This is a genomic window from Limimaricola sp., from assembly GCF_016125575.1.
Lineage (GTDB): Bacteria > Pseudomonadota > Alphaproteobacteria > Rhodobacterales > Rhodobacteraceae > WGLM01.
In genome coordinates this window covers 420,405-445,860 of record NZ_WGLM01000004.1, presented here as the reverse complement: position 1 = coordinate 445,860, position 25,456 = coordinate 420,405, and the positions used below count along the sequence as shown (strand labels likewise).

At 66.8% G+C, this 25,456-nt stretch carries 32 protein-coding genes; 13 read left to right on the top strand and 19 right to left on the bottom strand.

Features of this window, described 5'->3' with window-relative positions:
- Positions 1–8 precede the first annotated feature (8 nt).
- Genes fliP through fliF form a run of 4 tightly spaced genes read right to left on the bottom strand, consistent with a single transcriptional unit; the run spans position 9 to position 3,185 of the window.
- Positions 9–734, bottom strand: a complete 726-nt coding sequence (gene fliP / locus GC146_RS09095; RefSeq protein ID WP_291837245.1) for a flagellar type III secretion system pore protein FliP — start codon at positions 732–734, stop codon at positions 9–11.
- Between the two features lie 3 nt (positions 735–737).
- Positions 738–1,031 (bottom strand): FliM/FliN family flagellar motor switch protein, encoded by a 294-nt coding sequence (locus tag GC146_RS09090; protein ID WP_291837244.1) that lies wholly within the window; start codon positions 1,029–1,031, stop codon positions 738–740.
- Positions 991–1,602, bottom strand: a complete 612-nt coding sequence (locus GC146_RS09085; RefSeq protein ID WP_291837243.1) for a hypothetical protein — start codon at positions 1,600–1,602, stop codon at positions 991–993. The genes GC146_RS09090 and GC146_RS09085 overlap by 41 nt, the downstream gene beginning before the upstream one ends.
- Positions 1,602–3,185 carry a flagellar basal-body MS-ring/collar protein FliF gene (fliF, locus tag GC146_RS09080; RefSeq protein ID WP_291837242.1) on the bottom strand — a complete coding sequence of 528 codons (1,584 nt, stop codon included), beginning with the start codon at positions 3,183–3,185 and terminating at the stop codon, positions 1,602–1,604. Before fliF ends, GC146_RS09085 begins: the two co-directional genes overlap by 1 nt.
- Positions 3,186–3,306: 121 nt before the next feature.
- Here fliF and GC146_RS09075 point away from each other — a divergent pair, with 121 nt between their 5' ends.
- From GC146_RS09075 to GC146_RS09030, 10 genes are all read left to right on the top strand, one after another.
- A complete protein-coding gene (locus tag GC146_RS09075; protein ID WP_291837241.1) occupies positions 3,307–3,801 on the top strand; it encodes a flagellar basal body-associated FliL family protein in 495 nt (164 codons plus the stop codon).
- Between the two features lie 18 nt (positions 3,802–3,819).
- The gene (locus tag GC146_RS09070) at positions 3,820–4,170 is read left to right on the top strand and encodes a hypothetical protein (protein ID WP_291837240.1); all 351 of its coding nucleotides are present in this window, start codon (positions 3,820–3,822) and stop codon (positions 4,168–4,170) included.
- On the top strand, positions 4,167–4,733 hold the full coding sequence (locus GC146_RS09065) for a hypothetical protein (protein ID WP_291837239.1): 567 nt from the start codon (positions 4,167–4,169) through the stop codon (positions 4,731–4,733). The genes GC146_RS09070 and GC146_RS09065 overlap by 4 nt, the downstream gene beginning before the upstream one ends.
- Positions 4,734–4,799: 66 nt before the next feature.
- A complete protein-coding gene (motA, locus tag GC146_RS09060) occupies positions 4,800–5,669 on the top strand; it encodes a flagellar motor stator protein MotA (protein WP_291837238.1) in 870 nt (289 codons plus the stop codon).
- Complete coding sequence (locus tag GC146_RS09055) at positions 5,666–7,804, top strand: hypothetical protein (RefSeq protein WP_291837237.1); 2,139 nt, start codon at positions 5,666–5,668, stop codon at positions 7,802–7,804. The genes motA and GC146_RS09055 overlap by 4 nt, the downstream gene beginning before the upstream one ends.
- A gap of 174 nt (positions 7,805–7,978) precedes the next feature.
- A complete protein-coding gene (locus GC146_RS09050) occupies positions 7,979–8,614 on the top strand; it encodes a transglycosylase SLT domain-containing protein (RefSeq protein WP_291837236.1) in 636 nt (211 codons plus the stop codon).
- 3 nt (positions 8,615–8,617) lie between these two features.
- Entirely contained in the window at positions 8,618–10,705 is a 2,088-nt protein-coding gene (gene flhA / locus GC146_RS09045) for a flagellar biosynthesis protein FlhA (RefSeq protein WP_291837235.1), read from the top strand.
- Complete coding sequence (locus GC146_RS09040; RefSeq protein WP_291837234.1) at positions 10,702–11,481, top strand: flagellar biosynthetic protein FliR; 780 nt, start codon at positions 10,702–10,704, stop codon at positions 11,479–11,481. Before flhA ends, GC146_RS09040 begins: the two co-directional genes overlap by 4 nt.
- Positions 11,478–12,530, top strand: a complete 1,053-nt coding sequence (locus GC146_RS09035; protein ID WP_291837233.1) for a flagellar type III secretion system protein FlhB — start codon at positions 11,478–11,480, stop codon at positions 12,528–12,530. The genes GC146_RS09040 and GC146_RS09035 overlap by 4 nt, the downstream gene beginning before the upstream one ends.
- Positions 12,527–12,922 carry a hypothetical protein gene (locus GC146_RS09030; protein WP_291837232.1) on the top strand — a complete coding sequence of 132 codons (396 nt, stop codon included), beginning with the start codon at positions 12,527–12,529 and terminating at the stop codon, positions 12,920–12,922. Before GC146_RS09035 ends, GC146_RS09030 begins: the two co-directional genes overlap by 4 nt.
- Here the strand turns inward: GC146_RS09030 and GC146_RS09025 are convergent.
- The 9 genes from GC146_RS09025 to GC146_RS08985 are packed head-to-tail and all read right to left on the bottom strand — an operon-like array spanning position 12,919 to position 17,464.
- On the bottom strand, positions 12,919–13,428 hold the full coding sequence (locus GC146_RS09025; RefSeq protein ID WP_291837231.1) for a flagellar basal body-associated FliL family protein: 510 nt from the start codon (positions 13,426–13,428) through the stop codon (positions 12,919–12,921). The two genes, GC146_RS09030 and GC146_RS09025, sit on opposite strands and share 4 nt — an antisense overlap.
- 21 nt (positions 13,429–13,449) lie before the next feature.
- A complete protein-coding gene (gene flgH, locus GC146_RS09020; protein WP_291837230.1) occupies positions 13,450–14,175 on the bottom strand; it encodes a flagellar basal body L-ring protein FlgH in 726 nt (241 codons plus the stop codon).
- Positions 14,176–14,185: 10 nt separating this feature from the next.
- On the bottom strand, positions 14,186–14,602 hold the full coding sequence (gene flgA, locus GC146_RS09015) for a flagellar basal body P-ring formation chaperone FlgA (protein ID WP_291837229.1): 417 nt from the start codon (positions 14,600–14,602) through the stop codon (positions 14,186–14,188).
- Positions 14,599–15,384 (bottom strand): flagellar basal-body rod protein FlgG, encoded by a 786-nt coding sequence (flgG, locus tag GC146_RS09010; RefSeq protein WP_291837228.1) that lies wholly within the window; start codon positions 15,382–15,384, stop codon positions 14,599–14,601. The genes flgA and flgG overlap by 4 nt, the downstream gene beginning before the upstream one ends.
- Positions 15,385–15,396: 12 nt before the next feature.
- Positions 15,397–16,113 carry a flagellar hook-basal body complex protein gene (locus tag GC146_RS09005; RefSeq protein ID WP_291837227.1) on the bottom strand — a complete coding sequence of 239 codons (717 nt, stop codon included), beginning with the start codon at positions 16,111–16,113 and terminating at the stop codon, positions 15,397–15,399.
- A 3-nt stretch (positions 16,114–16,116) separates the two neighbouring features.
- A complete protein-coding gene (locus GC146_RS09000; protein WP_291837226.1) occupies positions 16,117–16,386 on the bottom strand; it encodes a flagellar biosynthetic protein FliQ in 270 nt (89 codons plus the stop codon).
- Positions 16,383–16,670 carry a flagellar hook-basal body complex protein FliE gene (fliE, locus tag GC146_RS08995; RefSeq protein WP_291837225.1) on the bottom strand — a complete coding sequence of 96 codons (288 nt, stop codon included), beginning with the start codon at positions 16,668–16,670 and terminating at the stop codon, positions 16,383–16,385. Before fliE ends, GC146_RS09000 begins: the two co-directional genes overlap by 4 nt.
- A gap of 11 nt (positions 16,671–16,681) precedes the next feature.
- Positions 16,682–17,074, bottom strand: a complete 393-nt coding sequence (flgC, locus tag GC146_RS08990) for a flagellar basal body rod protein FlgC (RefSeq protein WP_291837224.1) — start codon at positions 17,072–17,074, stop codon at positions 16,682–16,684.
- A 9-nt stretch (positions 17,075–17,083) separates the two neighbouring features.
- Positions 17,084–17,464 (bottom strand): FlgB family protein, encoded by a 381-nt coding sequence (locus GC146_RS08985; protein ID WP_291837223.1) that lies wholly within the window; start codon positions 17,462–17,464, stop codon positions 17,084–17,086.
- 85 nt (positions 17,465–17,549) lie between these two features.
- On the opposite strand from GC146_RS08985, the gene GC146_RS08980 reads away from it, so the two are divergent.
- Positions 17,550–18,941 (top strand): FliI/YscN family ATPase, encoded by a 1,392-nt coding sequence (locus tag GC146_RS08980; protein ID WP_291837222.1) that lies wholly within the window; start codon positions 17,550–17,552, stop codon positions 18,939–18,941.
- A gap of 23 nt (positions 18,942–18,964) precedes the next feature.
- Here GC146_RS08980 and GC146_RS08975 read toward each other — a convergent pair whose 3' ends face one another.
- The 6 genes from GC146_RS08975 to GC146_RS08950 form a co-directional block, all read right to left on the bottom strand.
- The gene (locus tag GC146_RS08975; RefSeq protein ID WP_363241328.1) at positions 18,965–19,690 is read right to left on the bottom strand and encodes a DUF1217 domain-containing protein; all 726 of its coding nucleotides are present in this window, start codon (positions 19,688–19,690) and stop codon (positions 18,965–18,967) included.
- A 59-nt stretch (positions 19,691–19,749) separates the two neighbouring features.
- A complete protein-coding gene (flbT, locus tag GC146_RS08970) occupies positions 19,750–20,160 on the bottom strand; it encodes a flagellar biosynthesis repressor FlbT (protein ID WP_291837220.1) in 411 nt (136 codons plus the stop codon).
- Positions 20,157–20,531: a flagellar biosynthesis regulator FlaF gene (gene flaF, locus GC146_RS08965; protein WP_291837219.1), complete on the bottom strand. Its 375-nt coding sequence runs from the start codon at positions 20,529–20,531 to the stop codon at positions 20,157–20,159. The genes flbT and flaF overlap by 4 nt, the downstream gene beginning before the upstream one ends.
- Before the next feature lie 103 nt (positions 20,532–20,634).
- Positions 20,635–22,170 (bottom strand): flagellin, encoded by a 1,536-nt coding sequence (locus GC146_RS08960; protein WP_291837218.1) that lies wholly within the window; start codon positions 22,168–22,170, stop codon positions 20,635–20,637.
- 227 nt (positions 22,171–22,397) lie between these two features.
- A complete protein-coding gene (locus GC146_RS08955; RefSeq protein ID WP_291837217.1) occupies positions 22,398–22,736 on the bottom strand; it encodes a flagellar protein FlgN in 339 nt (112 codons plus the stop codon).
- Positions 22,733–23,008 (bottom strand): rod-binding protein, encoded by a 276-nt coding sequence (locus GC146_RS08950; RefSeq protein ID WP_291838489.1) that lies wholly within the window; start codon positions 23,006–23,008, stop codon positions 22,733–22,735. Before GC146_RS08950 ends, GC146_RS08955 begins: the two co-directional genes overlap by 4 nt.
- Before the next feature lie 1,166 nt (positions 23,009–24,174).
- On the opposite strand from GC146_RS08950, the gene GC146_RS08945 reads away from it, so the two are divergent.
- Both GC146_RS08945 and GC146_RS08940 read left to right on the top strand, forming a co-directional pair.
- Complete coding sequence (locus GC146_RS08945) at positions 24,175–24,765, top strand: flagellar hook-length control protein FliK (RefSeq protein WP_291837216.1); 591 nt, start codon at positions 24,175–24,177, stop codon at positions 24,763–24,765.
- Between the two features lie 12 nt (positions 24,766–24,777).
- Complete coding sequence (locus GC146_RS08940; protein WP_291837215.1) at positions 24,778–25,449, top strand: flagellar hook capping FlgD N-terminal domain-containing protein; 672 nt, start codon at positions 24,778–24,780, stop codon at positions 25,447–25,449.
- Positions 25,450–25,456 lie beyond the last annotated feature (7 nt).

Here is a 25,456-nt window from a genome sequence, read left to right as displayed (position 1 = left end):
GAAGTGGCCTAGAAATAGCTGCGCACAAGGCTGGTTGCCAGCAGCGTCCATCCGTCTGCGACCACGAAGAAGGCCAGCTTGAACGGTAGCGAGACGATGGCGGGCGGCACCATCATCATGCCCATCGACATCAGCACCGCCGAAACGACGAGGTCGATCACGAGAAACGGCAGGAAGATCAGGAATCCCACCTGGAAAGCACGGGCAATCTCGCTGAGCATGAACGAAGGGATCAACACCGACAGTGGCGCATCGCCCACCGGCGTGGCGGTGGCAAGGTCGGGGCGCAGGGCGGCCAGCGCGTGGAAGGTGTCGGGAGCGATCCGGCCCGCCATGAAGGTGCGGAATGGCGCGATACCCGCGGCAAAGGCCTGCTCCATCGTCAGCTTGCCGGCCAGCAACGGGTCGACGCCCGCGGTCCATGCGGCGGTAAAGACCGGTTCCATCACGAAATAGGTCAGGAACAGAGCGAGGCTGACGATCAGCATGTTGGGCGGCGACTGCTGCAGGCCCAGCGCCTGACGCAGGATCGCCAGCACGGTGACGATGAAAGGAAAGCAGGTGATCATGATCGCCAGCCCCGGCACGACGCTGAGTACCGTGATCAGCACGAAAAGCTGGACAGTGCGGGCGCTGAGCGACGCATCATTTCCCAACGACAGCGTCAGATCCTGCGCCGCGGCCGGATGGGCGACAAATGCCAGCGCAAGTGAAAGAAGGATCAGCGCGCGCATGGTTCAGGACGGGTCGGGGGCAAGCGACGTGACCTCTGTCAGGCGGACAGCCAATTGCCCGGGTTCGCCGCCCTCCATCTCCTGCAGTTCGCCGCGCGCGATCAGGCGGTCGCCGACCCACAGTTCGACGGGGTCATCGATGCGGCGGTCGAGCGGCAGAACCGCGTTTTCACCCATCGTCAGAAGGTCGCGCACAAGCGGGCGGGTTCGGCCGACGGTCACGGCGATCTCGATGGGCACGTTGCGCAATGGGTGTTCAAGGCTGTCCTTGAGCGGATGCTTGGGCTGGTCGTTCATCGGCGGTCTCTCCTTCAGACGGGGGATGGATGGCGGCAAGCACGGTGCGGATCTCGTTGACCAGCGCGTCAAGGTCGAGCTCGGTTTCCCCGTCGCCCGTGGCCCAGCGGGCCTGCAATGGATCGAGACCCGGATCGGGGCGCAGGACAAGGCGCAGGCCCTCGACCTCGTCAAGGAGCGGGGCCAGCCGGCTGGCAGTATCAGGATGCAGGTGCAGCACCAGTGGCACCTCGGACGCCGCGGCGGCAGCGCGGCCAAGGCCCTCGGCAAGGTGCGCGCCCAGGACGACATGTGCCATTTCGGGCAAAAGGCGCGACGCGATCGCGGCGAAAAGCGGCCGCAGGGCCGCCATGACGTGGCCGCGCGCCTCGGCATGGGTGAATGCAAGATCGTTGAGAAGGCGCAATGCGGCCTCGGTCAGTCCGGCCTGTTGAGCGGCCTGCGCGGCCGCTGCATCGGCGAGGCCGGCAGCATGACCGGCGAGGTATTCGGGCGAGGGCGGCGGCGGGCCGTCATCCGCCGGCGTGGCGCGCGGCAGATCAAAATCTTCGAGGCGCAGCAAGGCGGGCATCAGGCCTGTTCCGCCTCTTCGGGCTCTTCGATCCAGCTACGCAGGATCTGCAACGTCTCGTTCTGGCGGCTGTCGATCAGGGCGCGCAACCGCTCGACCGGGTCGGCCTCGGGTTCGGGAGGGGTGGCTTCAACCTTGACAGAGCCGCCGGGCAGGGCCAGCGCATCGCCGGTTGCCGCAGCGGTGGCGCTTGCGGTTGTGCCCGGCAGCATTGCCGGCATCGGCGGCGGCAAGGCGGCCGTGCGCCCCGACAGCAGCACTGGACGGACAACGAACAGCCCAAGGATCAGACTGACCAGCGCCAGTACGCCAACCTGGATCAGGGTCATCGTATCAAGCGGTTGGGTCGCCGCGACTGCGGCCTCTGTCCCCGGGGGGGACAGCGCCTCGAAGGCCATTGCGCGGATGGTGATCACGTCGCCTCGAGTCTCGTCGAGGCCCACTGCCGAGGCGACCAGCGCCTTGAGCGCATCAAGTTCGTCGGGACTGCGCGGCGTCACGGTGGCCTTGCCTGCGGAATCGGTCACGACAGTGTCGTTGACCAGCACTGCCACCGTCAGCCGCTTGACCGCGCCGGCCGCACGTACGACCTCGCGCCGGGTTTCGGACACGTCGTAATTAGTCAGCTGCCGGGTCTCGCTGCCACTGCTGGAGGAGCCGCCGGTGCTGCCCCCGCCCGCCCCGGCACCGGCCGGCAGGTTCGAGGCGACGGTGACAGCATTGCCCTGTGCATCCTGTGATGCATCGGTTTTTTCCTGAACATCGGTGCTGATCGCGACGCGGCTGTCGGGGGCGATGGTGCGCTCGGTCACCTTCTCGGTCTGGGTGACGGGTTCGAGACTAACCTCGACCACGGCATTGCCCGGCCCCACCCGCGCCTCCAGCAGCCGGGTGGCCCTGTCACGCAACTCTGCCGCACGGGCGCTGGCGCCCGGCAGCCCCGCTGCATCGTCGGCCGGGATCAGCCCGCGATCGGCGTCGATCACCGCGACATCCTCGGGCGCCATGCCCGCCACCGCACCGGAGATGAGATAGCGCACGGCCTGTGCATGCGCGCCCGACAGTGCGCCGCCGCTGGTCGTGACGGTCACCGCCGCTGTCGGGTGCTGGTCGCGGGCAAAGGGGCTGGCCGCCGGGGTAGAGATATGAACCCGCGCCGCACGAACATAGGGGCTTGCAAGGATGGTGCGCGCCAGTTCGCCTTCCTTCGCGCGCCAGTAGGCCGCATCGAACATCTGCGCCGTAGTGCCAAAACCCGACAGCCCGTCGAGGATTTCATACCCCTGAGCCGACGACGCCGGCAGGCCCTGCCCGGCCAGCGTCATCCGCAAAACGTCACGCCGGCTGGCATCGACATAGATCGCGCTGCCGCGCACGTCATACTTGACGGCTTGCTGATCGAGCGCGGTCAGCACCTCGCCCGCGGCGGTCGGGTCTAGCCCGGAATAAAGCAGTGCCATGTCGCCTTGACCGGTGCGCGCTGCCAGCAAAAGCACCGCTGCAAAGACGGCCAGCGTGGCACCGATGACGGCCATACGGCGGCGCAGGTCCAGCCCTCTCCAAAGCGACAACACAGCGTCCAAGGCTTGCCTCCTCGCACCACGGGCCTTCTGCCCGCTCAACCCCTCAATGCGCGATCAGACTTAACAATCGGTTAGTCCCTGCCGGGCTATGAGAGGCCACCCGCAACCACGAGGACAGCCGATGACCACCGCCGCCGATCCCGTCCCGCCTGCCCCGAAGCGCTCGCGCATGCCGCTGCTGGTGGGGCTTGTTCTGGCAATCGTCGGAGGTGGCGGGGGATTCGTCCTGATGCAGGGGACACTGCCCTTCGGCGGTACGCATGGAACGACCGAGGCGGCCGCCAGTTCCACCGACGCCCCGTCAGCGCCCGTGGTGAAGACTGCGTTTGTTGCGCTTGATCCGCTGGTCGTGTCGCTATCCGGCGCGGGCCAGCAGCGATTTCTTCGATTCTCGGCGCAGCTTGAAGTCGCGCCGGACAAGGTGGACGCCGTCACGGCGGTCAAACCGCGAATCGTCGACGTCCTCAACACCTACCTGCGTGCGGTCGAGATGGCCGACCTTGAGGATCCGACGGGCCTTGTACGGCTGCGCGGGCAAATGCTGCGCCGGATCCAGATCGTCACTGGCGAGGGGCAGGTGAAAGACCTGCTGATCATGGAATTCGTCCTGAACTAAGCGCGAAAGGAAACGCCGATGGACATGATTGCGAACATCCTGCTGGCCGCCGGGGCGCTGGGGGCCGGATTCTACTGCCACGTGCTGGCCCGACGGCTGCGCCGCTTCACCGACATGCGCGAAGGCGTCAGCGGCGCCGTGGCCGTGATGTCGGCGCAGGTCGATGACCTGACCCGCACGCTGGAGCGCGCCCGCGCCGCCAGCAGCGAGCAGGCCGCACATATGGCCGAGGCGACCGCGCGGGCCGAGGCGGCAGCGCGCCGGTTGGAACTGCTGATGGCCTCGCTCCACGATCTGCCCGACGAGGCGCCGCAGGCGCCGCCCGAATCGCCCCGGTTCCTGCGTAGTCTCGAAGGAATCGGAGCATGACCCGGCGCCGTGTTCAGGGCATCCTGCCGCTTCTCGTGGCGCTGCTGGTTCTTTCGGCCATGATGCGGCTGGGCGGCGTGGCGGAACAGGCGATGGCGACAGGCTCGGCCCCACAGGGCACCGCCGTGGTGCCCGGAGCGGCCTGTCCCGACGACGCGCAGCTTTCGGCAATGCTGGCCGCGTTCCGCCAGCGCGATGCCGATCTTTCGGCGCGCGAGGCGCAAATCGCCGACCGGATACAGGCACTGAAGGTCGCACAGGCGCAGGTTGATGACCGGATTGCCGCGCTTGACGCCGCGAAGGCCGCTTTAGAAGCGACGCTGGCCGTTGCCCAGACCGCCGCCGAAAAGGACCTGGGCCAGCTGACGACAGTCTACGAAAACATGAAGCCCAAGGATGCCGCTGCCGTGTTCGAACAGATGGACCCGGCCTTTGCCGCCGGTTTTCTGGGCCGGATGCGTCCGGACGCCGCGGCGGCCGTGATGGCCGGGCTGCAACCCGACACCGCCTATGCCGTCAGCGTGATCCTTGCCGGTCGCAATGCGGCAGCGCCAACGCACTAGGCGCGCCGAGAGGTTTCATTAACGGGGCCGTGCGAGGCTGCGCAGGGCAAGGACAGGAGCGGCGCGTTGATCGGCATCATCGGCATAGCGATCATTTTCGTGATGGTGTTCGGGGGCTACATGGTCCACGGCGGCAAGATCGAGATCATCATCGAGGCGTTGCCTTTCGAGATGATCATGATCGGCGGCGCCGGGGTCGGGGCCTTCGTTCTGTCCAACGACCTTGGCGCGATCAAGCACACGGTGCGAGACATTGGCCGGGTGTTCAAGGGACCGCGCTGGAAGCCGGCCGACTATCGCGACCTGCTTTGCCTGCTTTACGAGCTGATCCGACTGGCCCGCAGCAGCCCCGTCGCCATTGAAGAGCATATCGAACGGCCCGACGACTCGGCCATCTTCCAGAAATACCCCGTGATCCTTGCCGATGACGAGGCGGTGTCGCTGATCTGCGATACGCTGCGCTCGGCGGCGATGAACTACGACGATCCGCATCAGGTGGAAGAGGTGCTGGAAAAGCGGATCGAGGCGACGCATCACCGCGCGATGCATTCACCGCATGCGCTGCAGGCCGTGGCCGATGGCCTGCCCGCGCTGGGAATCGTCGCCGCCGTGCTGGGTGTGATCAAGACGATGGGCTCGATCGATCAGCCGCCCGAGATCCTTGGCGCGATGATCGGCAGCGCGCTGGTGGGCACGTTTCTGGGCGTGTTTCTGGCCTATGGGCTTGTCAGCCCCTTTGCACAGCGTCTGACGACGGTTCTTGGCGAGGACGGGCACTTCTACCAGATGATCCGCGAAGTGCTGGTGGCGAACCTGCACCGTCACCCGCCGGCGATCTGCATCGAGGTGGGGCGGCAGAACGCGCCGGGCGCGAACAGGCCCAGTTACGGCGATCTTGAAGAGGCGCTCAAGGCGCTGCGGCAGGCCGCGGCATGACGCGGCTCGCGCTTCTTGCCGCGCTTGTCTGGTTGGCGTCATGGCCCGGCCCGTCGGCTGCCGTGGCAGAGCCGGTGCGCTTTCGCAGCGGCGAGCATCCGGGGTTTTCCCGCCTCGTCCTGACGCTTCCCCCCGGCGTTGACTGGCAGTTGGGCCGGGGTGCGGAAGGATATCTTCTTCGGATCGATCCTGCGCCCGACGGATTCGATCCTGCCGGCATATTTGATCGGATCCCGCGCGCGCGCCTGCGCGATGTCATGCCGACAGCGGCGGGCGAACTGCAACTTGCGCTGGCTTGCGATTGCCATGCGCGCGCATTCCTGTGGCGGCCGGAAAGGCTGGTGATCGATATCGTCGACGGCCCGCCGACCGATCGGCGGTTCGAACAGCGATTTGATTCCGTCTCGGCCACACCACTCTTGCCGCCAGTGTTGTCGGCGGCCGCCACCCCCATGCCGCCGGGCCTGCCCTTCGATGCTGGCCCCTCTCCCATGCAGGCCGAGCGTTTGGCCCGGGTCCAGCAGGACATTGTCGATGGGATCGCCCGGGCCGCCACGCAGGGCCTGTTGACGCCGGTGACAAAGGCCGCGCCGCCAGCCATCGCGGAACCTGCAGCTGACCCGACACCGATAGTGGCAACCGCCGAGACGATGCCGTCGGCAGCCCCCCCCGCACCGGCGCTGGTGACCGATCCAAAAGTGCCGGGCCTCCACCTTGAAACCAGCATTGATCGTGACGCGCCCGCGATACCAAACCCGCGACAGCTGACCGAGGATGGCGGTGCCTGCCTGAGCGATGCCGAATTAGATATCGCCAGTTGGGTCGACGATACGGGGTTTGTTGCACAGCTCGGCGCACGGCGCCGCGCGCTGGTGGCCGATCTCGACCGCGTCGATCCGGCCGCGCTGACTGCCCTTGCGCGCACCTATGTCGCTTTCGGCTTCGGTGCCGAGGCGGACGCGGCGCTGCGGCAAGGCGCCACCCGCTCGCGCCGCCACGACATCCTTGCCGCCCTTGCGGCCGTTGTCGACGGGCGCCCGCCACCAACCGCTATCCTCGCCGACCAGACAGGATGCCCGGGTGATATCGCGTTCTGGTCGCTTATCGCAGCCGGTGGCAGGATCGGCGGCCGAACCATCGACGCCGCCCTCGTCCAGCGGGTCCACCGCGCGCTGCCGGCGCTGTTGCAGGCGCAACTGGCACCGCGCCTGGCCGATGCGCTGCGTGTGGCGGGGCTGCCCGGCCCCGCGGCCGACGTGCTTGGCCGCAGCAGCCCCGCTGCCGGCCCCGCGATGGTCAGCGCCGAGGCCGCGCTGGCCGCCGATACAGGCACACCCGACTCCGCAATCCGCCGCCTGACCGAGATGGCCCGGACTGACAGCACGCTGCCCCCTGCGGACCTTTCCCGGCTTTTTGACCTGTTGTTGCAAACCGGTGAACCAATAGATCCGGGCCTTGTCGGTTTGGCCGACACGTTGCGATTCCAGAACCGCGGCACTGCCGAGGCCGCGCGCCTTGCCGCTGCCGAGGCGCCGCTGCTGGCGCGCCTTGGCCGCTATGCCGATGCGCTCGCCCTGCTGAACGACGCGGCCACACCGTTGCCCGATAGCTTCGCCCGGCGCACCCGGTCCACCGTGGTGATCGAGATGACGCGCGCCGCCGACGATGCCACCTTCCTGCGCCAAAGTCTGCCGGGTTTGCCCGGTCCGGTCGACTCGGCAACGCAGAACCTTGTCGCCGCGCGCTTGATCGACCTTGGGTTTGGCGCGGCCGCGCGCCCGTTGCTGCAGGACGAGGCCGATCGCTCGGCCATGGTCGAGCGCCGCCGTCTGCGCGCGTTGATCGACGGGCAGGCGACGGGCAAGGGCGCCACCGTACCGGGCGCGGACCCGGTTGCCATCGGCGGTGCGGCGTGGCTGGCGGGTGACTGGGCCCGTTTGGCCAAGAGTGATGATCCCCTGCTGTCGCAAGCCGGCCGGGCGATGCTGGACCGCGCGACGCCCACCACTCCGACGCCACCCAGCCTTGCGCTGGGGCAGGACGCGCTGGCGCAAGCCGACCAGACCCGCGCGTTGGTCACCAGCCTCTTGTCGCGCTTCGCCCCGCCGGCAAGCGGAACCGCCCCGGGCCTCTGACCGCGGGTTACCGAATCTCAAGATTCGGGCCCTAGGCTGCCGGCAAGGAAGCAGCAGAAAGCGCTTTGCCACATGCGTTTGCCCGCCCGCGCGCCCCAGCGCCACGTGACATCAGGGCGGCATCACCGCCGCCCATCCTTCCAGCTGGTCCTTTGCCTGTACCTGCTGCCGTCAATGACGCTGGCGTCGGCCGATGGACCCTGTCTCGCCGCCGCGCGACGGGCCGCCGCGGCAACGGACGTGCCCTATAGCGTGCTTGTGTCCATCGCGCAGGTTGAAACCGGACGGCAGATCGATGGCACGGTCCAGCCCTGGCCCTGGGCCGTCAATGCCGGTGGAACAGGTCACTGGTTCGCAGCTGCGCAGGATGCGCTGGACTTCGCACAACAAACCCTCGCCGCCGGCGAGCGCAGTTTCGACATCGGTTGTTTCCAGCTGAATTATCGGTGGCACGGCACGCAGTTCACCTCGCTCGACCAGATGATGGCGCCCGATGCCAACGCCCTTTACGCCGCGCGGTTTCTGTCGCGGCTGCATGCCGAACTGGGCGACTGGTCCGCTGCCGCCGGGGCCTATCATTCCCGCGATTCAAGCCGGGCCAGCCAGTATCGCGACCGTTTCGACCACTTTCGCGCCGCAGCCGAAGGCGCTTCGGCGGGCCCGAACCCCGCAGCGGGCCCGCCGCGGTTGGCCCTTGCCGCCCCCTCGCCCGCCTCCCCAGTGCCCCGTTCGGATACCTTCCCGCTCTTTCGGGCCGGCTCGGCCCGGCGCAGCGCGGGCTCGCTCTTCCCGCTCGACGCGGGGAGTTGAGATATGTGGCACCCCAGCCTGCGCAACCTCTTCCAGCCGACCGTGATGATGGCCCTCGCCCTGATGGCCGTCATCGTCATGATGGTGCTGCCTGTGCCATCATGGATCCTCGACATCGGGCTGGCGGCTTCTTTTGCGCTGGCGATCCTGATGTTCACGGTCACGCTTTTCATCGAGCGCCCGCTGGATTTCTCGGCCTTCCCCACGGTGCTTCTGGCCTCGCTGATGCTGCGGCTTTCGCTGAACGTTTCGTCCACGAAGCTGATCATCGGCCGCGGCCATACCGGCACCGCCGCGGCCGGTCATGTGATAGAAGGGTTCGCCGATTTCGTGATGGGCGGGTCGGTGCTCTTGGGCCTCGTCGTCTTCGGGGTGCTGTTGATCGTCAACTTCGTGGTCATCAACAAGGGCGCCACGCGGATGGCCGAGGTCGGCGCGCGCTTTGCCCTCGACGCGATGCCGGGAAAGCAGCTTGCCATCGACGCGGACATGAGCGCGGGCGCAATCGACCATGCCGAGGCGAAGCGCCGGCGCGAGAACGAACAGGCCGAGACGACCTTCTTCGGTTCACTCGACGGCGCGTCGAAATTCGTCAAGGGCGACGCGGTGGCGGGATTGTTGATCACCGGGCTGAACCTTGTGATGGGGCTGGTGATGGGCGTGGGGTTTCACGGAATGCCGCTCGCCCGCGCGTTCGAGACCTATTCGATCCTCACGGTCGGTGACGGGCTGGTCAGCCAGATCCCTGCCGTGATCATCTCGATCGCTTCGGCGCTGCTGCTGGCACGGGGCGGCGCCACCGGTGCCACCGACCTTGCCGTTGTCGCGCAACTTGGCCGCCACCCGGCGGCACTTGGAACGGTGGCCGTGCTGATGGCGCTTTTCGCGCTGGTGCCGGGGCTTCCGTTCTGGCCCTTCGTGACGGGCGCCGCGGTGCTGGGCGGATGCGCATGGGCGGTCGCACGCCGCCAGAAGGCCACTGCCGCCGGCGCGACCAAGGCCGGGCCGGACAAGGCGGATCCACCCCGTACTTCCTTGGGTGACATGCTGGATCTGGATGATCTGCATGTTGAATTCGCGCCTGACCTTGTCGACATGGTTCTTGATCCGGGCACCGGTCTGGATGCGCGCATTGCCAACATGCGAAATCATGTCGCGCGCAGCTTTGGCCTGCTTCTGCCGGAGATCCGGCTGACCGACAACGCCGTACTGGGGCCGGGCGAATACCTGGTGAAGGTGCAGGGCGTTGAACAGGCACGCGGAACGCTGCGCCCCGAGCGAGTGCTTGCACTTCTTGCCGGGCCACCCGCGGCCGCCTTGCCCGGCGAGGACGTAGACGAGCCGGTTTACGGTGCGCCCGCTCGCTGGATCGCGCCCGCCCAGCGCGAGGCGGCCGCCCTCGAAGGACTGACCACGGTGCAACCCGCCGAGGTGCTGGCAACGCACCTTCTGGAAATCATCAAGCGCAACTTCCCCCGGCTGATGACCTTGAAGGCGCTGCGCCGGCTGCTGGACGAAATGGTCAACCTCAGCGACGCGGACCGCGCCAACGCCAACCGCAAGCTTCTGGACGAGCTGATCCCCGACAAGGTGCCGGTGGATCTGCTGCTATCGGTACTGCGGCGCCTGTTGGAAGAGCGTGTTTCGATCCGCAACCTGCCGCTGATCCTCGAGGCCATCGCCGAAGGCCGACAGGTGGCAACTTCTGCCGAGGGTATTGCAGAACACGTTCGACAGCGGATGGGATTCCAGCTGGTCGCCGAGTTGCGCCGCCCCGACGGCACCCTGCCGCTGATCCAGCTGGCCCCGGAATGGGAAGACCTCTTTGCCACCTACGAGGTGGGGGGCGAACGCGGCATCGCCGAGGTGGCACTGCCACCCGAGGATTTCAACCGCCTCGCTGCGGCCATTGCCGACAGGCTAGCGAAGGCGGCCGAGGCCGGAACGCAGGCTGCGCTGGTCACATCGACACGGCGACGGCGCTTTGTGCGCACGGTTTTGGCGGCCAAAGACATGACTACCCCGGTCCTTTCATTCGAAGAGATCGGCGTGGATGCACGCCCCGCCCTGGTCGGCATGGTCGCGGCATGACGCTGGACCTCGCGCAATGGGCGCAGCAGAGTCAGGGCCTTCTATGGCAGGGGCTGATAGTGCTGCTGCGGATCGGCGCGATGATGGCCCTGCTTCCGGCATTTGGCGAGAAGTCCGTCCCGCTCCGGGTAAAGCTGGGCCTGACTTTGGCCTTCGGGGCAATCGTGGTGCCGGCAGTCTCGGCCACCATAGCGCCCCCTCAAGGCGGCACTGCGGCGATAGCGGCCTGTGGTGCCGAAGTTGTCGCGGGCCTGTTCTTTGGCGCGGCGGTGCGCATGCTGGTGCTTGCGCTGGAAATGGCAGGCACAATCGCGGCGCAATCAACATCGCTCTCGCAACTTTTCGGCGGCACCGCCGGGGCAGATCCGCAGCCCGCGCTCGGGCAGATCCTGCTGGTGGGCGGGCTGGCACTGGCAGCGCTGTTGGGCCTGCATGTCCGCCTCGCCGCCTATATGATTGAAAGTTATCGGCTGGTTCCGGCGGGAACGATGATAGCCGGCCGCGTGGTCAGCGAGGTTGGACTGGCCGAGGTTGGACGCGCGTTCGGTCTGGCCTTCACCCTGTCGGCGCCCTTCGCGCTGGCCGCGCTGATCTACAACGTGACGCTGGGCGTCATAAACCGCGCGATGCCGCAGTTGATGGTGGCCTTCATCGGCGCGCCCGCGATCACGCTGGGTGCGATGGGGTTGATGTTGTTGGCCGCACCATTGGCCCTGTCGGTCTGGAGCGATGCGCTTTACCACTTTCTCGCGGCGCCCTTCGGCCAAGGCCCATGAGCAGCGAGGACGACGACAAGCCGTTCGAGGCGACGCAGAAACGCCTGGACGACGCGCGAGCCAAGGGCGAGGTGCCGCGCTCGGCCGATGTCACCACTGCGGCGGGTTACGGCGGCTTTCTGCTGGCCGCAACGGTGATGGGTCCGGCCTCAATCGGCACACTTGGCACAATCCTCGAACGGCTTCTGTCTGCCGCGGGCAGTCCGGGCGCGACAAAAGACGGCTGGCCACTCGGCGCCATCGCGGCGGCGGTTGCACCGTGGTTCGTCCTGCCGGCGGCGCTGGCACTTCTGTCACTTCTGGCCCAGCGCGGGCTGGTCTTTGCGCCATCGAAACTGGCCTTCAAAGGGTCTCGTATCTCGCCGCTGAAGACGGCGGGGCAAAAGTTCGGCCGCACAGGGCTGTTCGAATTCGGCAAGAGCCTTGCCAAGCTTGTGCTCTACGCGGTGACGCTGGGGCTCTACCTGTCACAGCGGATGCCGCGGATCCTGCTGGCGCTGGAACTGGCGCCCGGACAGGTCGCGGCAGAAATAGGCGCGCTGTGCCTTGGCCTTGTATCGATGGTCTTGGTCATCGCGGTCGCATTGGGTCTGGCCGATCTTGTCTGGCAGCATGCCGAACACGCGCGCCGTCACCGGATGAGCCGGCAGGAGATGATCGACGAAACCAAGCAGAGCGAGGGTGATCCTGCCTTGCGCCAGCAGCGCCGGCAAAAGGGCATCTCTATCGCGATGAACCGGATGCTGGCGGATGTGCCCAAGGCGGATGTCATCGTCGTCAACCCGACACATTACGCCGTCGCGCTGCGCTGGGATCGCAAATCCGGGCGCGCGCCGGTCTGCGTCGCCAAGGGGGTGGACGAGGTGGCGGCGCGGATCCGGTCAGTGGCGCAGGAACACGGGATCCCGATCCACGCCGATCCGCCCACGGCGCGGGCCCTGCATGCCAGCCTCGAAATCGGCGACGAGGTGCAAAGCCAGCACTACCGCGCTGTCGCGGCCGCGATCCGATTTGCCGAGGCGATGCGCGCCCGGGCCCACAGCAGATGAGCCGGCAAGCACGGCAGACGGCGGATCTGGCGCTGCTGACAGCTACCGTTCTGGCGGCGCGGCAGGCCGAAATGGCCGCGCTGAAAGCCGAGGACGCCGCGTTGGTCGCGCTGCTCTCGACCCTCGACAGCGCATTGTCGTCACGTCTTTCCGCGACAACGGCGCTGCGGGAGGCCGACCCAGCGCAGCTGGCCGGTGCCGACCCGCGCTGGCAGGGGTGGATCGCGGCGCGCAAACAGACGATCAACATGGAACGTGCGCGGCTGCGGGCCGCGCAGGACATCGCGCACAACAGGCTGACACAGGCTTTCGGGCGCAACCGCATCGCAGAAACGCTGCACAAAAGCGCACGAGAGGCGGACATGGCCGCGCGGGCGCGGCGCGCGGATTAGACGTTCTGACGCGCGATGTCGATGATCAGCACGTCCGACGCCATCGGGCCAAGCACGCCTTGTGCCCCCTTCAGAAGCGACGCGCGCAAGACCCGCATGTTCGATCCGCTGGTGAAGTCGCCGCCAAAGCCCCCGAGGTTGGCGTGATCGAACAGGACTTGCAGCAGCGCGTCGCGCAGCTTTGGCTCGACATCGAATACGTCGTGCTGGCGGCCCGTTGGCACCTCGATGCTGAGCGACAAGGCCACCAGCGCGGTGACCTGTCCGCCCTCGACAACCGGGACCACGAACTGGCTGTTCAGCCGGGCATAGTCATGCGTGGCCGCCGCATCAGGAACGGCAGCCGCGGTGGTGGTGCCCGGATCGCATTGCGTGGCAGCCGGGGCCGGGCCTTCGGCGGTGGCATGATCGGTGGACGACGCGGCCCCGCCCAGAATCCAGCCCGCACCCGCGCCGGCGGCGGTGCCGACAAGGGCGAGAAGCAGGGGTAGCAGGAACCGTTTCATGCGAGCACCGTGAAGTCAGGGTCAGAAGGGCAGCACCTGCTCGGCAATCTGCTGGCCGTAGCGGGGTTGTTGCATGTCACTGATCTGGCCGCGTCCGCCGTAAGAGATGCGGGCCGAGGCAATCTTGTCGTAGCCAACTTCGTTCTGGCGGCTGATGTCGTCGGGCCGAACAAACCCCGACACCAGCAACTCGCGCAGCTCGAAGTTGACGCGCACCTCCTGGCTGCCTTGGATCTGCAACACGCCGTTAGGCAGCACGTCGACCACGGTGGCGGCGATGCGCAACGTCAGCTTTTCGTTGCGGCGGACCGAGCCGTTGCCACTGGCATTGGACGATGAACTGACCTGCACCGCGGGGTCGGTCGAGGCGCCGGCCGGCAATACCTCGTTCAGGCGTTGGGGCAGGCCGAAAAGCTGCGGCAGGCCCATCTGATGCGAGGCGCTGCGCGCCCGGTCGGTTGTGTTCGACATCTCGGCCTTGTCGTCGATCTGGATGACAACGGTCAGGATATCGCCCTTGTGGACCGCCCGCCGGTCGCCCAGCAAGGAGCCGCGGTCACCCGCCCAGAGCGAGGCCGCATCGCGCGCGACCTGCGGCTGATCGAGTGTGCCGGGCAGACCGCCCATGATCATCGCGGTATGTTCGGCGCTGGCCAGTGGCGGTGTCAGGTCGGGCGCGCGGCCGACATGGGCAAGGCCGGAACAGCCCGCAAGGACGGCGCAGGACATCAGCATGGTCAGGCGCATCCGAAACCTCTCAATTCGAGACATAAGCGGCGCCATCGGCGCCGATCCGCGCCATCACCGTGGCACGCGAGGCGGTGTTCATGACGCGGATAACGTCCCCCGGCCCGGCCCGATCAAGCGCGCGGCCCTCAGCGGTTATCAAGATGCCGCCACCGCGATAGAGCAAAGGCACGGTCTGGTTCCGCTCGACGATGGCGGGCAGGCCGATATCGGCGGACAGGATCGGCCGGCCGGCATAGATGGCCACGCGCGCCTCCAGCCCTATCACCTGCGCCGGATCCGACAGGCCGCCGGGCGCATCGATGTCACGGCGCACGATGTCATCGGGACCGATTGTGGCGCGGGGCCGGATCGTATGCGCCGCCACGAGGATTTCGGCGCGCAGCGGGCCAGCGCACAAAAGCAGGATGCAGGCGAGGCGGATCATCGGACCTGCACCATCGCGCCCAGCATCTGGTCGGCGGCGGTGATGACCTTGGAATTGAGTTCATACCCCCTTTGGGCCTGGATCAGGTCGGTCACCTCCTTGACGGCATCGACCGAGCTGTCCTCGAGGTAGCCTTGCCGAAGCTGTCCCAGCCCGTCCTCCCCCGGGATCGAAACCAGCGCGGGCCCCGAGGCGGGCGTTTCGCGGAAGAGGTTCGAACCCATCGCCTCGAGCCCTTTGGCATTGGTGAAATCGGACAGCGTGAACTGGCCCAGCAGCGTCGGCTGAACCTGATTGGCGAAGTAGGCATAGACCTCGCCCTGCGCGTTGATCGAGATCGAGCGCGCGTCGGAGGGGATAGTGATGCCCGGTGCCACCGGGTAGCCGTCCGACGTCACGATCTGCCCGTCGGGCGACCGTTTCAGCGCACCGTCGCGGGTATAGGCCGACGTGCCGTTGGGCAGCGTCACCTCGAGGTATCCTTTGCCCTCGATCGCCACGTCCAGATCGCCACCAGTGGCCGACAGCGACCCCTGCGACAGCATCACCGAAACCGCCGTCGGCCGCACGCCAAGGCCAAGCTGCACGCCAGTAGGCAGCACGGTGCCGTCGGCGGCAGCGATGGTGCCGGGCCGCGTCACCTGCTGGTAATGCAGGTCGGCGAATTCGGCGCGGCGGGCGTTGTAGCCCGTCGTGCTGATGTTGGCGAGGTTGTTCGAAATCACCTCGACCCGCATTTGCTGGGCGCTCATCCCGGCGGCGGCGATATCCAATGCGCGCATGGCTCTGTCTCCTTATCGGGCAAGGGTCTGGATGACGGCGCGGATGCGCGCGTCTTCCTTGTCCATGAAACTCTGGCCGAGCTCGTAGGCGCGCTGGACCTCGATCATCCGGCTGATCTGCTGGATGGGATTGACGTTCGATTCCTCGACATAACCCTGCAGGATCCGCCCATCCTCGGCCGGATCGACCGCGCCGCCCGGATCGAACAGCGTGCCGGCCTCGCGGGTGACCGCAAGCGGATTGGCCGGCATGACAAGGCCCACCTGCCCCACTGCCTGCCCGTCAGCCGAAAGCGTGCCGTCCGGCGCAATGGCGATGGTCTGCACCCCTTGCGGCACGAATATGGGCGCGCCGCCGCTGTCGAGCACCTGATAGCCATCGGCCGTCACCAGGTCGCCGACCTCGTTCGGGATGAAGGCCCCGGCGCGCGTCAGGCGGAGGCCCTGCGGCGTCTGCACCTGGAAGAAACCGTCGCCCTCGATGGCGAGGTCGAAGGTGCCGCCGGTCTGCGCCAGTGCGCCTTGCGCCCCCAGCGTATCGCGCACCAGCCCTGTCGCCATCGACAGCGAGTCCGACCGGGACCCGAGCGCGGCAATATGTTCGGCAAACACCATCCCCTCCGTCCGAAAGCCTGTGGTATTGGCGTTGGCAATGTTGTTGGCGACCACGCGCATTTCCTGCATCAGGCCGGACTGCCGGGTCAGCGTGGCGTAAAGGGCGTTGTCCATCGTTCAGCGCCCCGCGATCAGGGGGATCAGCCCGGTCTGGAAGAAGCTGACCAGCGCGCGCGACATGAACCCCATCGTCAGCCAGAAAACCGCAACGATGCAGATCATCTTGGGCACGAAGGTAAGGGTCATTTCCTGAACCGAGGTCAGGGCCTGAAACAGGCCCACGGCCAGCCCGCTGACCAGTGCCACCGTCAGGATCGGGATGGAGATGATGACGGCCACCCACAGGCCCTGCCGCAGCACGTCATAGAACATCGCTTCGGTCATCATACCGGCATCCTCAGGATTTCCTGGTAGGCCTCGACCACCTTGTTGCGGACGGTCACGGCGGTTTCGACGGCAAGTTCCGTCTGCGCCAGGGCCTGCACCAGCGCATGCGGATCGGCGCCCGAGGTCATGTTGGCCATCGCCTGCTGTTCACCGTTCTTCAGCGTCGTTGCGAAATCCTGGGCCACCTGCCCGAACAGGCTGCCGCCTGTCGCGTCGGGGCGGGGGGCGGTGGCCGGGCGGTTGGCGCTGTAGGCCTGGGCCACGAGGGAGGATTGAAGCTTCATCTTGGCCCCTTTCAGCGCTTGAGCAGGTCGAGCAGGGACTGCGCCATCTGGCGCGTCTGGTCGAACATCTTGAGGTTGGCTTCGTAGCTGCGCTGTGCCTCGCGCGCGTCGGCAATCTCGACCAGCAGGTCGACGTTGGAGCCGTCGTAATACCCGGTCGGGTCGGCCAGCGGGCTGGACGGGTCGTAGATGCGCTGTGGTGCTGTCTGGTCCAGCCTGACGGGGCCAAGGGAAACCTCGCCATCGGGCTGGCCGCCCAGCATTTCGGCCCGGAAACTGGTCAGCTTGCGGTGATAGCCGGGCGTGTCGGCATTGGCGATGTTTTCCGAGACATGGCGTAGCCGCCCGGCCTGCGCTTTCATCCCGCTGGCGGCGACCGCAAGGGCCGAGGTGAAATCGGTCATCGCGCGCCCCTACCGTCCAAGGCTGAGCCGCAGGACGGTCAGCGCGTGTTTGTAGATGGCCATCGCACGGGCGTGATCCTGCGCGGTCTGGCTGGCGGCAACCATCTCGTCCTCGATGGCGACGGTATTGCCGTTGGGCGCGGCCTCTGTCGGGCGGTCCTGCGGGGCGGCGGCGGTCATCGCCTCTGGCGCGGCAAGGTGCCCGGGGCGGGTCGCGCGCATCTGCGGGGCCGTTGGACCGTCGACCATCGCGGCAAACGGCGCCAAGGTCTGCGCGCGGTAACCGGGCGTATCCGCATTGGCAATGTTGCGCGCAATGAGCGCCTCTTGCCGGCCGGCATAATTGGCCAGTGCGCCGGCGGTCCGGAATATCGTCAGGCTTTCGAACATCGGGGCTTCTCCCACGATTGGCTTCAACCTTGCCTTAAGGGTGATTCCTTAAGATCGGGTTGTCGAAACCAGAAGGGAGCGCACGATGCCGGCCGAAACACTTGCCCGCGCCGCCATGGCGATTTCGCGGCTTGGCCCCGTGGCGCGCTTGGGCCGCGTCGTGGGCGCGGGCGCAGGCGCCGTGACCGTTGCCGGTTTTCCGGCCTCGGTCAGGCTGGGTGATCGGGCGCTTATCCTGCAACCGGGCACGCCCCTTGCTGCCGAGGTCATCGGCCTTGAGCCTGATCGTGTCGCGCTCATGCCCGAGGGATCGGCCGAAGGCGTGGCGCTGGGCACGCCCGTCCGGCTGGAGACGGCCCCGGTCTTTGCCCCGCATGACGACTGGATTGGTCGCGTGATCGACCCTGATGGGCGGCCGCTGGACGGGCGGCCGATCCTGCCCGGCCACCATGCGCGCGCCCTGCGGGCCGCCCCGCCACCGGCCTATGCGCGCCGCGCCCTGGGACAGAGACTTGCGACCGGGTTCGCCGTGTTCGACACCTTGCTGCCGCTGGCGCGGGGGCAACGCATCGGGCTTTTCGCCGGGTCGGGCGTGGGCAAATCGACTTTGCTGGCTGATCTCGCGCGCGGGGTCGAGGCCGATGTCATCGTCATCGCGCTGGTCGGCGAACGCGGGCGCGAGGTGCGTCATTTCGTGCAGGACGTGCTGGGACCAGAGGGGATGGCGCGGTCCGTCGTCGTCGCGGCCACGTCCGACCGGGCACCACAGGTGCGGCGGCGCTGCGCCTGGGCGGCGACGGCGGTGGCCGAACATTTTCGCGATTGCGGGCGGCAGGTGCTGTTGCTGGTTGATTCGGTGACGCGGTTCGCCGAGGCGCATCGCGAACTGGCCGCGGCTGCGGGCGAGCCCGCTGCGCTGCGCGGCTATCCGGCGACGACAGGCCCGGCCATTGCCGCGCTGTGCGAGCGGGCCGGGCCGGGCGCCAAAGACATGGGCGATATCACCGCCGTCTATTCCGTTCTGGTCGCCGGATCGGACATGGACGAGCCGGTGGCCGACATGCTGCGGGGGGTCCTTGACGGGCATGTCGTGCTCGACCGGCAAATAGCCGAGCGGGGACGGTTTCCGGCGGTGGACCTGCTCCGCTCGGTCTCGCGGTCGCTGCCCGGCGTAGCCAGCGTGCCCGAGAATGCGATGATCGCCGAGGCCCGTGGGCAGCTGGGCACCTATGATCGTAGCGCACTCATGATCCAGGCGGGGCTTTACACACCGGGTGCCGATGCCAGAACCGATGCCGCCATCGCGGTGCAACCGGGGCTGGAACGGTTCCTTGCCCTGCGCGAGCCGCGCGGCGTTCTGGCAAGTTTCGCCGCACTGCGGCAGGCGTTGACGGCAACCGCCGGGCCGGCCAAGGGAGCGACAACAGGATCATCTGATGCTGGCGCGCAACCTGGTCAGGATTTCACAACGAGGTAATGCCGTCGCTGTTTGTCCCGTCCTCAGCCTCCCAACAGCGAAAGGGCGATGGATGCACCCGTGGCGATCGTTGTCGCATTCGCCTCGCTGCGAACAAGAAACAGGCGGATCATCTTGTCCTGCTGCGCCGGATCGGCAAGGTCGGCCACAGTCGACGTGCCGAAGGTGGCCTGCGCGCGCGCCTTGAACTGCGTAATTTGCCTGTCGATGTCGAGCTTGCCGAAGCTGGCCGGCAGGCCCAGCGCCCCTTCGAAAACCTGCCGCAGCGGCGGGTTGCCCATCACCGCAAACCATTGGGCGTCGGCGCCCTTGTTCTGGGCTATCACATCGCCAAGGGCCGGGCCGAGATTAAGCGCCAGTCGCAGTGTATCGTCCTGCTGACCGACCTCGGCCTGAAAGCCGGCATCGCGATATTTTGTCAAGATTTCGTCCGGGAAGGTACTCAGCACCGTGCGAGGCACCGGCAGATCGCCAAAGCCAAAGCTGCGGGCCAACGCGAGATACCGCTTGTCGGCCAGCTTGTTGGCAAGGGCGCCCCGATCGGTCGTTCCGCCTTCCAGGACCTGCCTTATGAAGGCCTTGCTGCCAATATCGGCATCAAGACCAAAGGCGCCCAGCGCGACGCCCAGCAGGCGCCTGTCCGCAACCAGATCCGCCGCCGATGTGACCTTGCCGATGTTGGCACGGAAATAGGCCGTGTCACTGGCGATGACGGGCGTGCGTTCAAACGCCGCGATCTGCGAGTCCATCGTTCGCTGAAGAAAGCGCCAGCCGGCATAACCAGACATCGGCAGGACCGGTTGAAAGCTCATGTCGGGTGCGACACTGCCGCCAGCAGCCGCTCTTCGCGAGGCAGGACCGCGCGCAGTCGTTTGAGCGCACGGTAAAAGTCGCCTTGGGTCACTGCGGCAGTCGCATCGGCGAACTGGGCACGGCTGTCACCGTCACGCAGTGCCTGGCTGAGTTGCTCGATTCCGCTGAGCAGTTGCGGCCGGGCCTCTGCAGGGCTGACATCGCCCGACAGGACCAGTTGGGCGATATAGCAGACCCGGCGGACCGGGGTATTGGCCTCACCGGGGCGAACGGCGTCGCGCAGGCGCAGGATGTTGGCATTTGGCGTCAGGATGGCCAGTCGCGCACGGCGATCGCCGTTCTCGATCACCGCACCATTCACCAGTACCCGCTCCTTCGGGCCAAGTTTAAGGACAAGACCACTCATTTCGCACCACCCTCTCCGGACAGGCCGGCCATGATGGCGCAATTGATTTCAATCAGCGGGGTCGGCGTGGCACCCTCTGTCAGGATTCGGGCGGTGTGATGGGCGGTAAATTCGGCCAGATAGAAGATCTGCGCGCGCAACGTGGCTGGCAGCGCATTGTCATCATCGGCGACATCGGCGGCCAGAACCGTCCACAGCCGTCGGTTGTCGTGCAGCGCGGCGGCAAGTTTCGGAAAATTGCCGCTGGCCGCGGCATCGCGCAAGCGCGACGTGATCTGGGAAAACAGTTGGTGTTCGATCGAACGGCCGGTGCGTACGGCGGTCGCGGCAGCGGGAGAATAGGCCCTGAGGGCTTGCGAGGTGGCGTTCACGGGATGTCCTTTCGGGACGAAGGAGAACGGGACGCGGCTTTGCCAGCGCGGAAATCGGGGGGTGGTGCGGAGGGGCGCGAACGCCCCTCCGGCTTATCATCCGTCAGCGAAACAGCGACAGGATCGACTGCGGGGCCTTGTTGGCGATCGACAGCGATTGCACGCCCAGCTGCTGTTGTACCTGAAGCGCCTGCAAGCGGGCCGAGGCCTCTTCCATGTTGGCGTCCACCAACGAGCCGATGCCGGATTTCAGCGAATCGGTCAGCTTGCCGATGAAGTCGGACTGGGTACTGATCCGGCTTTGCGACGAGCCGAACGAGGCAGCCGCGTCGATGGCGTTGTTGATCAGCGTCTCGACGTTGCCCAAGGCCGCCTTGGCACCCTGATCGGTGGCGACGTTTATGTTGTCGAGGCCGAAAAGCCCGCCTGAGGCCGTCCCGTCTGCCGCACCGTTGACCGCGAGGGTCATGGTGCTGCCGGCGGTCGTATCAGTCCCGTCGTAGTCGACCTTGACGGACCAGGCACCGGTCGTTTCGTCCTGGCTGACCTGAGTCGAGACACCTGTTTCGGCACCGGCATCAACCGCGGCCTTCAGGCCGGCGGCCACATCCTTCATCGTCTCGCCTTTGCCGGCGATATAGTTGTAGTCGTTGCCGTTGACAGAGATGCGGTAGCTGTCTCCGTCGTTCACCTTGGCCGAGGTCGACAGCGTGACGCCTTCGGCGCGTTCGACGAGCGTGGTGGTTCCAGCAGCCGTCGAGGCCGCGGCTGTGCCGCCTGTCCCGACGTTGTTCAACGCGACCGTATTGGTTCCGCCTGCATCCCATGACACGTCGAAGGACTGGAACGCGTTGGTGTTGGCAATCTCCAGCTTGCCCGAGCCACCGTCGGTGGCGGTGATCCCTGTCAGGCCCAGCGCGTTGATCGCACCAGCGGCATCGCCGATGGTGGTGGCCGCGTCGGTGTTCCATGCCACCGACACCGTGCTGCCGTTGATGTTAAGCGACAGCGCGTCACCCGAACTGCCCGCGAGCGTAAGTTCCACCTGATTCTGCGCGCCGGAACTGTCCACGGTCGCCTCGGAAGCGCTGATATTGGCCGCAAGGCTGGTGCCGGCGCCGTAGACGCCCGCATCGGTCGACAAGTCGTGGCGATTGACGGTGATGTCCGACGCGGTCACCGCCCCGTTGCTGGCGCGGTCAAGCGAGGACAGAACCGTGACGTCATCGGTGCCCTTGATCAGGTTCAGCCCGTTGAATTGCGCCGCGTTGGTCACCGACTTGATCTGGTCGGTCAGCGCCTTGATGTCGGTCTGGATCTTGTTGCGATCGACGTTCTGCTCCTGCGATGCAACGACCTTGGCCTTGATCTGGGTCAGAAGGTCCGTGACCGATTCCGAGGCCTGACGCGCGACGGCCACTGTGGACTGCCCCAGCGACAGGCTGTCGGAGATACCCTTGAACCCCTGAACGTCGGATTCCATCACCTTCGAGATGGCCCAGACCGAGGCATTGTCCTTGGCCGAGCCCACCTTCTTGCCGGTGGAGATCATCGCCTGCGTGTCCGTCAGGTTGCTGTTGATAGAGCTCAGGGTTTGCAGCGCGACCATCGCGCCGTTGTTGGTGAGAATGCTGGACATATGTCCTGCTCCTTTGTTGGGGCGCTTTTGCGCCGATACTTCCCGGGTCGCCCAAGACAGGCGACCGACAAAGGCGTTCTGACCCTGCAGCAGCCGGGATACCGGGCCGATGCGCCACCCGAACGGGTGCCGGGCCACCCTGCGTTGCGGCCCCTAACAGAGTGCTAATCGCCCGGTGCCGATTGTCGAAAATTCGATGCGAATGCTCCGATGCCGGTCACGCGCACTCAGGCCTTGCGTTCCAGACGCGCGCGGCCGGGGGCAAGATCGGCCTTCTGCCCGGCCGAGTCATAAGTTCGCAGACTGTCGCGCGCATCGCGCACTGCGGCGATCCGATCAAGCGCTGCACGACCACCACGAATGGACGCAGCCAACATGCGCTGGTTGCGCGCAATCTCGGCAGCGATGCGCAGAAGTGGCGCGGTGGTCGAGGCGACGTCCAGACCTTCGATCAGGGCAAGCTTGCGTTCGCCCAGCGGGCCAAGGGCGGCAAGATCACCCGCGAGAAGGGCCGCGCGCTCACGCTCAAGACAGTCCAGCAGCGGGTGATCGGACGAGGCAGTCATGCACCGCGTGCCCTGAGCGCATGGAAGATTGATTCGGCGAGCCCGATGCCACCTGCGCGCGCCATTTCTGTTGCCTGTGCTTCGCGCAGGTAGGACTGGAACAGGTCCTCTCCAATGCCGCCCCCAAATGCGCCGGCCGCACTGTCCAGACCCGCAGATTTCAGCATTTCCGACAAGAAACTCGCCTCAAGCTTTTGCGCGACGGCGTGAAGCCGGTCATCGGACGTCGGCAGAGGCGGACGCGGGGCCGTGATTGGCAAGGCAATTGTCATGCACTGTCCTTTCAGTACGAACCCGAGCGATGTTTCCATGCCAACGGTAAACATCCGGTAAGCATTCGCGCCGAGGCTGCGGACAACCGCGAATCGGAGAACCGATGCCCATAGTCGCCCCCGCCAACCCGCGCATCGCCTGCCCGCTGCCAGGTGCCGCCCTGCCCGGCGGTCGTCGTGCCGTTGTGCAGAGCGACGAAGGCGCCGCCGCCTTTGCAGGGGTGTTGGCGGCACAGGCCTTGGCGATTGCACCTGAAGGGCCTGCGGCAGTTGCCCCCGGTGATGCTGCAACCGGGGTTCGGGGTGATTGCGACCCTGTCGAAGCATCGGGAAACAGGACGACAACGATCCCGGGGATACGGCCAAAGGATGTGCCGCCCGAACCCGAGCAGACCCCATACGACACGGGCCATTCCGTTCCGCTGCGCCTTGGCGCGGTCGATGGGACGTGGACGCGCGCGGGGGCACAGGAGGCGCAGGACGAAACCGATGCCAGGGCGTTCTTGGCAATGCGGCAGAAGGAAGATGATGTCCGGGACAGGACCGACGGAACCAGCCCGCCGCCTTTATACGGGCCGGGGGCCATTGCCGCGCCACCCCATCTGCCCTCCGCCGCTCCCGCACAAGTGCAGGGCAAGACAGCCGAAAAGGGCGCTACAGGGTCTCCCGCGGCGGAGGCAGCATCGACTGTGCCTGCCCCGGCAAGACCGGCCTCGCGACAGGCGCATGCGCCAGCCGAAGGGTCAGCGACGGGGCCCCGCGCCTCGGCGGCCGCCCTGGCTGCGACAGGTACGCTAGATGCGCGGATAGAGCCTGATCTTCCTCCCCCGTCCTCCGCCGCTTCGTCACAGGCAATCGACCGGACACATGGCGTGACGGCAGGCTCCGCCTGCGAGAAACCCAAATCCCTGCCCCAAAGGCCGGCGAGCATCGTCGCGGACCTCAACGGCAGCACGGCGGATGGAGCGGGGCAAAAGCAAACAACCCAAGCCAAGGCGCCACCCACCGCGGCATTGCCGGACACGCCACGACATGGCGCGTCAAGGCAAGCCGGGGACCTCGCCCTGCCGCAAACGGCCACACCACGGCCCAACGGAGCGCCCGTTCCGGCAATAGTGTCGGGAACCACGGCGGCGGACACACGGCAAGCTGACCCTCCGGCGATGATGCTGCACCACCCCAAAGAGCCGACCGGCGGCGAGGCGATTGGCCATGCGCCGGCGTTGCCGCGACCGGAGTCGGGCGCCGACCACGTCAAAGGCGATGATCCGGCCTCACCGGCGGCCGACGCGGTCGTGGGCACCGGCATGCCTGCACCCCCCGCCCATCAGCGCGCGCCGACGACAGCACCGCCCACCGGGCCCGATCTGCCGCGACATGCTGCGGGGCAAATCGCGCAGGCAATCCTGCATCACGGGCCGGGCCAGACCGAGATCAGGCTCGACCCGGCCGAGCTTGGCCATGTTCGCCTCAGCCTCGACAGCGGCGATAACAGCATGACGGTGACGATCCATGCCGCGCGGGACGATACCGCCGCCCTGCTCCGCCGCCACGCCGACCTGCTGACACAAGAGTTTCGCGCGATCGGCTATCGCGAGGTGACGTTTTCGTTCGGCAGCGGACAGCAAGGGCAGGACCAACGTCCCCCACCTGCGCCCGCAAACGTTCCCGCGACAACACTGCCGTCTGCCCCGGCCGCCCCACCGACAGGCGGAAACCGGCCGGGCACGACGGGCGGCCTCGACCTTCGGATTTGAAAGGAAGCAAGGATGACAGTCACCCCCACGACCATGGCCACCTCCGCGGCGGCCCCCGCCGCGCCAGCCGCCGCAGCGGGCAGCAAGCTCAGTTCGGACTTCGATACATTCCTGAAGATGCTGACCGTGCAAATGAAAAACCAGGACCCGCTCAATCCGGTCAATTCGGCCGACTACGCCGTGCAGCTTGCCACGTTTTCCGGCGTGGAGCAGCAGGTGAAGACGAACGACCTTTTGACGTCGCTGACCGGCCAGTTGGGCACGTCCGGACTGGGCCAGGCGGCGGGCTGGGTCGGCCGCGAGGTGCGTGCGCCCGGGGCAGCCCTATTCACCGGCGCGCCCGTCACCGTCTGGCCGGTGCCGCCTGATGGCGCTGACTCCGCGCAGCTGGTGGTGACCGATTCGACCGGTGCCGAGGTGGATCGCCTGGCCGTGCCGGCCACCGCCGATCCGGTGCAATGGTCCGGCATCGGTGCGGACGGCATGCCGGTCGCGCCGGGGCCCTACACCTTTACCTTGCGGTCCACCGCAGCGGGAAATCCGCTGCCCGACAGCGTGGCCGAGGTCTATGCAAAGGTGCAGGAGGTGCAGTTGCAACAGGGCCAGCCGATCTTGGTGTTGCAAGGCGGTTCACGCGTCTCACCGAACGAGATCAGCGCGCTGCGCGATGCCGGGCCGGGCTGACCCCCCG

Excerpts from the sequence above, each read along its gene's own strand:
- GC146_RS09005 (WP_291837227.1), bottom strand. The coding sequence starts at position 16,113 with ATGGACAACGCCCTTTACGCCACGCTGACCCGGCAGTCCGGCCTGATG.
- GC146_RS08975 (WP_363241328.1), bottom strand. The coding sequence starts at position 19,690 with ATGGACTCGCAGATCGCGGCGTTTGAACGCACGCCCGTCATCGCCAGT.
- flbT (WP_291837220.1), bottom strand. The coding sequence starts at position 20,160 with ATGAGTGGTCTTGTCCTTAAACTTGGCCCGAAGGAGCGGGTACTGGTG.
- GC146_RS09065 (WP_291837239.1), top strand. The coding sequence starts at position 4,167 with ATGACCCGGCGCCGTGTTCAGGGCATCCTGCCGCTTCTCGTGGCGCTG.
- GC146_RS09070 (WP_291837240.1), top strand. The coding sequence starts at position 3,820 with ATGGACATGATTGCGAACATCCTGCTGGCCGCCGGGGCGCTGGGGGCC.
- GC146_RS09000 (WP_291837226.1), bottom strand. The coding sequence starts at position 16,386 with ATGATGACCGAAGCGATGTTCTATGACGTGCTGCGGCAGGGCCTGTGG.
- GC146_RS08960 (WP_291837218.1), bottom strand. The coding sequence starts at position 22,170 with ATGTCCAGCATTCTCACCAACAACGGCGCGATGGTCGCGCTGCAAACC.
- flgA (WP_291837229.1), bottom strand. The coding sequence starts at position 14,602 with ATGATCCGCCTCGCCTGCATCCTGCTTTTGTGCGCTGGCCCGCTGCGC.
- GC146_RS09030 (WP_291837232.1), top strand. The coding sequence starts at position 12,527 with ATGAGCCGGCAAGCACGGCAGACGGCGGATCTGGCGCTGCTGACAGCT.
- GC146_RS08945 (WP_291837216.1), top strand. The coding sequence starts at position 24,175 with ATGCTGCACCACCCCAAAGAGCCGACCGGCGGCGAGGCGATTGGCCAT.
- fliP (WP_291837245.1), bottom strand. The coding sequence starts at position 734 with ATGCGCGCGCTGATCCTTCTTTCACTTGCGCTGGCATTTGTCGCCCAT.
- GC146_RS09050 (WP_291837236.1), top strand. The coding sequence starts at position 7,979 with ATGACGCTGGCGTCGGCCGATGGACCCTGTCTCGCCGCCGCGCGACGG.
- flhA (WP_291837235.1), top strand. The coding sequence starts at position 8,618 with ATGTGGCACCCCAGCCTGCGCAACCTCTTCCAGCCGACCGTGATGATG.
- GC146_RS08980 (WP_291837222.1), top strand. The coding sequence starts at position 17,550 with ATGCCGGCCGAAACACTTGCCCGCGCCGCCATGGCGATTTCGCGGCTT.
- flgC (WP_291837224.1), bottom strand. The coding sequence starts at position 17,074 with ATGACCGATTTCACCTCGGCCCTTGCGGTCGCCGCCAGCGGGATGAAA.
- flgG (WP_291837228.1), bottom strand. The coding sequence starts at position 15,384 with ATGCGCGCATTGGATATCGCCGCCGCCGGGATGAGCGCCCAGCAAATG.
- GC146_RS09035 (WP_291837233.1), top strand. The coding sequence starts at position 11,478 with ATGAGCAGCGAGGACGACGACAAGCCGTTCGAGGCGACGCAGAAACGC.
- GC146_RS09085 (WP_291837243.1), bottom strand. The coding sequence starts at position 1,602 with ATGCCCGCCTTGCTGCGCCTCGAAGATTTTGATCTGCCGCGCGCCACG.
- GC146_RS08940 (WP_291837215.1), top strand. The coding sequence starts at position 24,778 with ATGACAGTCACCCCCACGACCATGGCCACCTCCGCGGCGGCCCCCGCC.
- fliE (WP_291837225.1), bottom strand. The coding sequence starts at position 16,670 with ATGAAGCTTCAATCCTCCCTCGTGGCCCAGGCCTACAGCGCCAACCGC.
- GC146_RS08950 (WP_291838489.1), bottom strand. The coding sequence starts at position 23,008 with ATGACAATTGCCTTGCCAATCACGGCCCCGCGTCCGCCTCTGCCGACG.
- GC146_RS08985 (WP_291837223.1), bottom strand. The coding sequence starts at position 17,464 with ATGTTCGAAAGCCTGACGATATTCCGGACCGCCGGCGCACTGGCCAAT.
- GC146_RS09055 (WP_291837237.1), top strand. The coding sequence starts at position 5,666 with ATGACGCGGCTCGCGCTTCTTGCCGCGCTTGTCTGGTTGGCGTCATGG.
- flgH (WP_291837230.1), bottom strand. The coding sequence starts at position 14,175 with ATGCGCCTGACCATGCTGATGTCCTGCGCCGTCCTTGCGGGCTGTTCC.
- GC146_RS08955 (WP_291837217.1), bottom strand. The coding sequence starts at position 22,736 with ATGACTGCCTCGTCCGATCACCCGCTGCTGGACTGTCTTGAGCGTGAG.
- GC146_RS09025 (WP_291837231.1), bottom strand. The coding sequence starts at position 13,428 with ATGAAACGGTTCCTGCTACCCCTGCTTCTCGCCCTTGTCGGCACCGCC.
- GC146_RS09075 (WP_291837241.1), top strand. The coding sequence starts at position 3,307 with ATGACCACCGCCGCCGATCCCGTCCCGCCTGCCCCGAAGCGCTCGCGC.
- GC146_RS09040 (WP_291837234.1), top strand. The coding sequence starts at position 10,702 with ATGACGCTGGACCTCGCGCAATGGGCGCAGCAGAGTCAGGGCCTTCTA.
- GC146_RS09090 (WP_291837244.1), bottom strand. The coding sequence starts at position 1,031 with ATGAACGACCAGCCCAAGCATCCGCTCAAGGACAGCCTTGAACACCCA.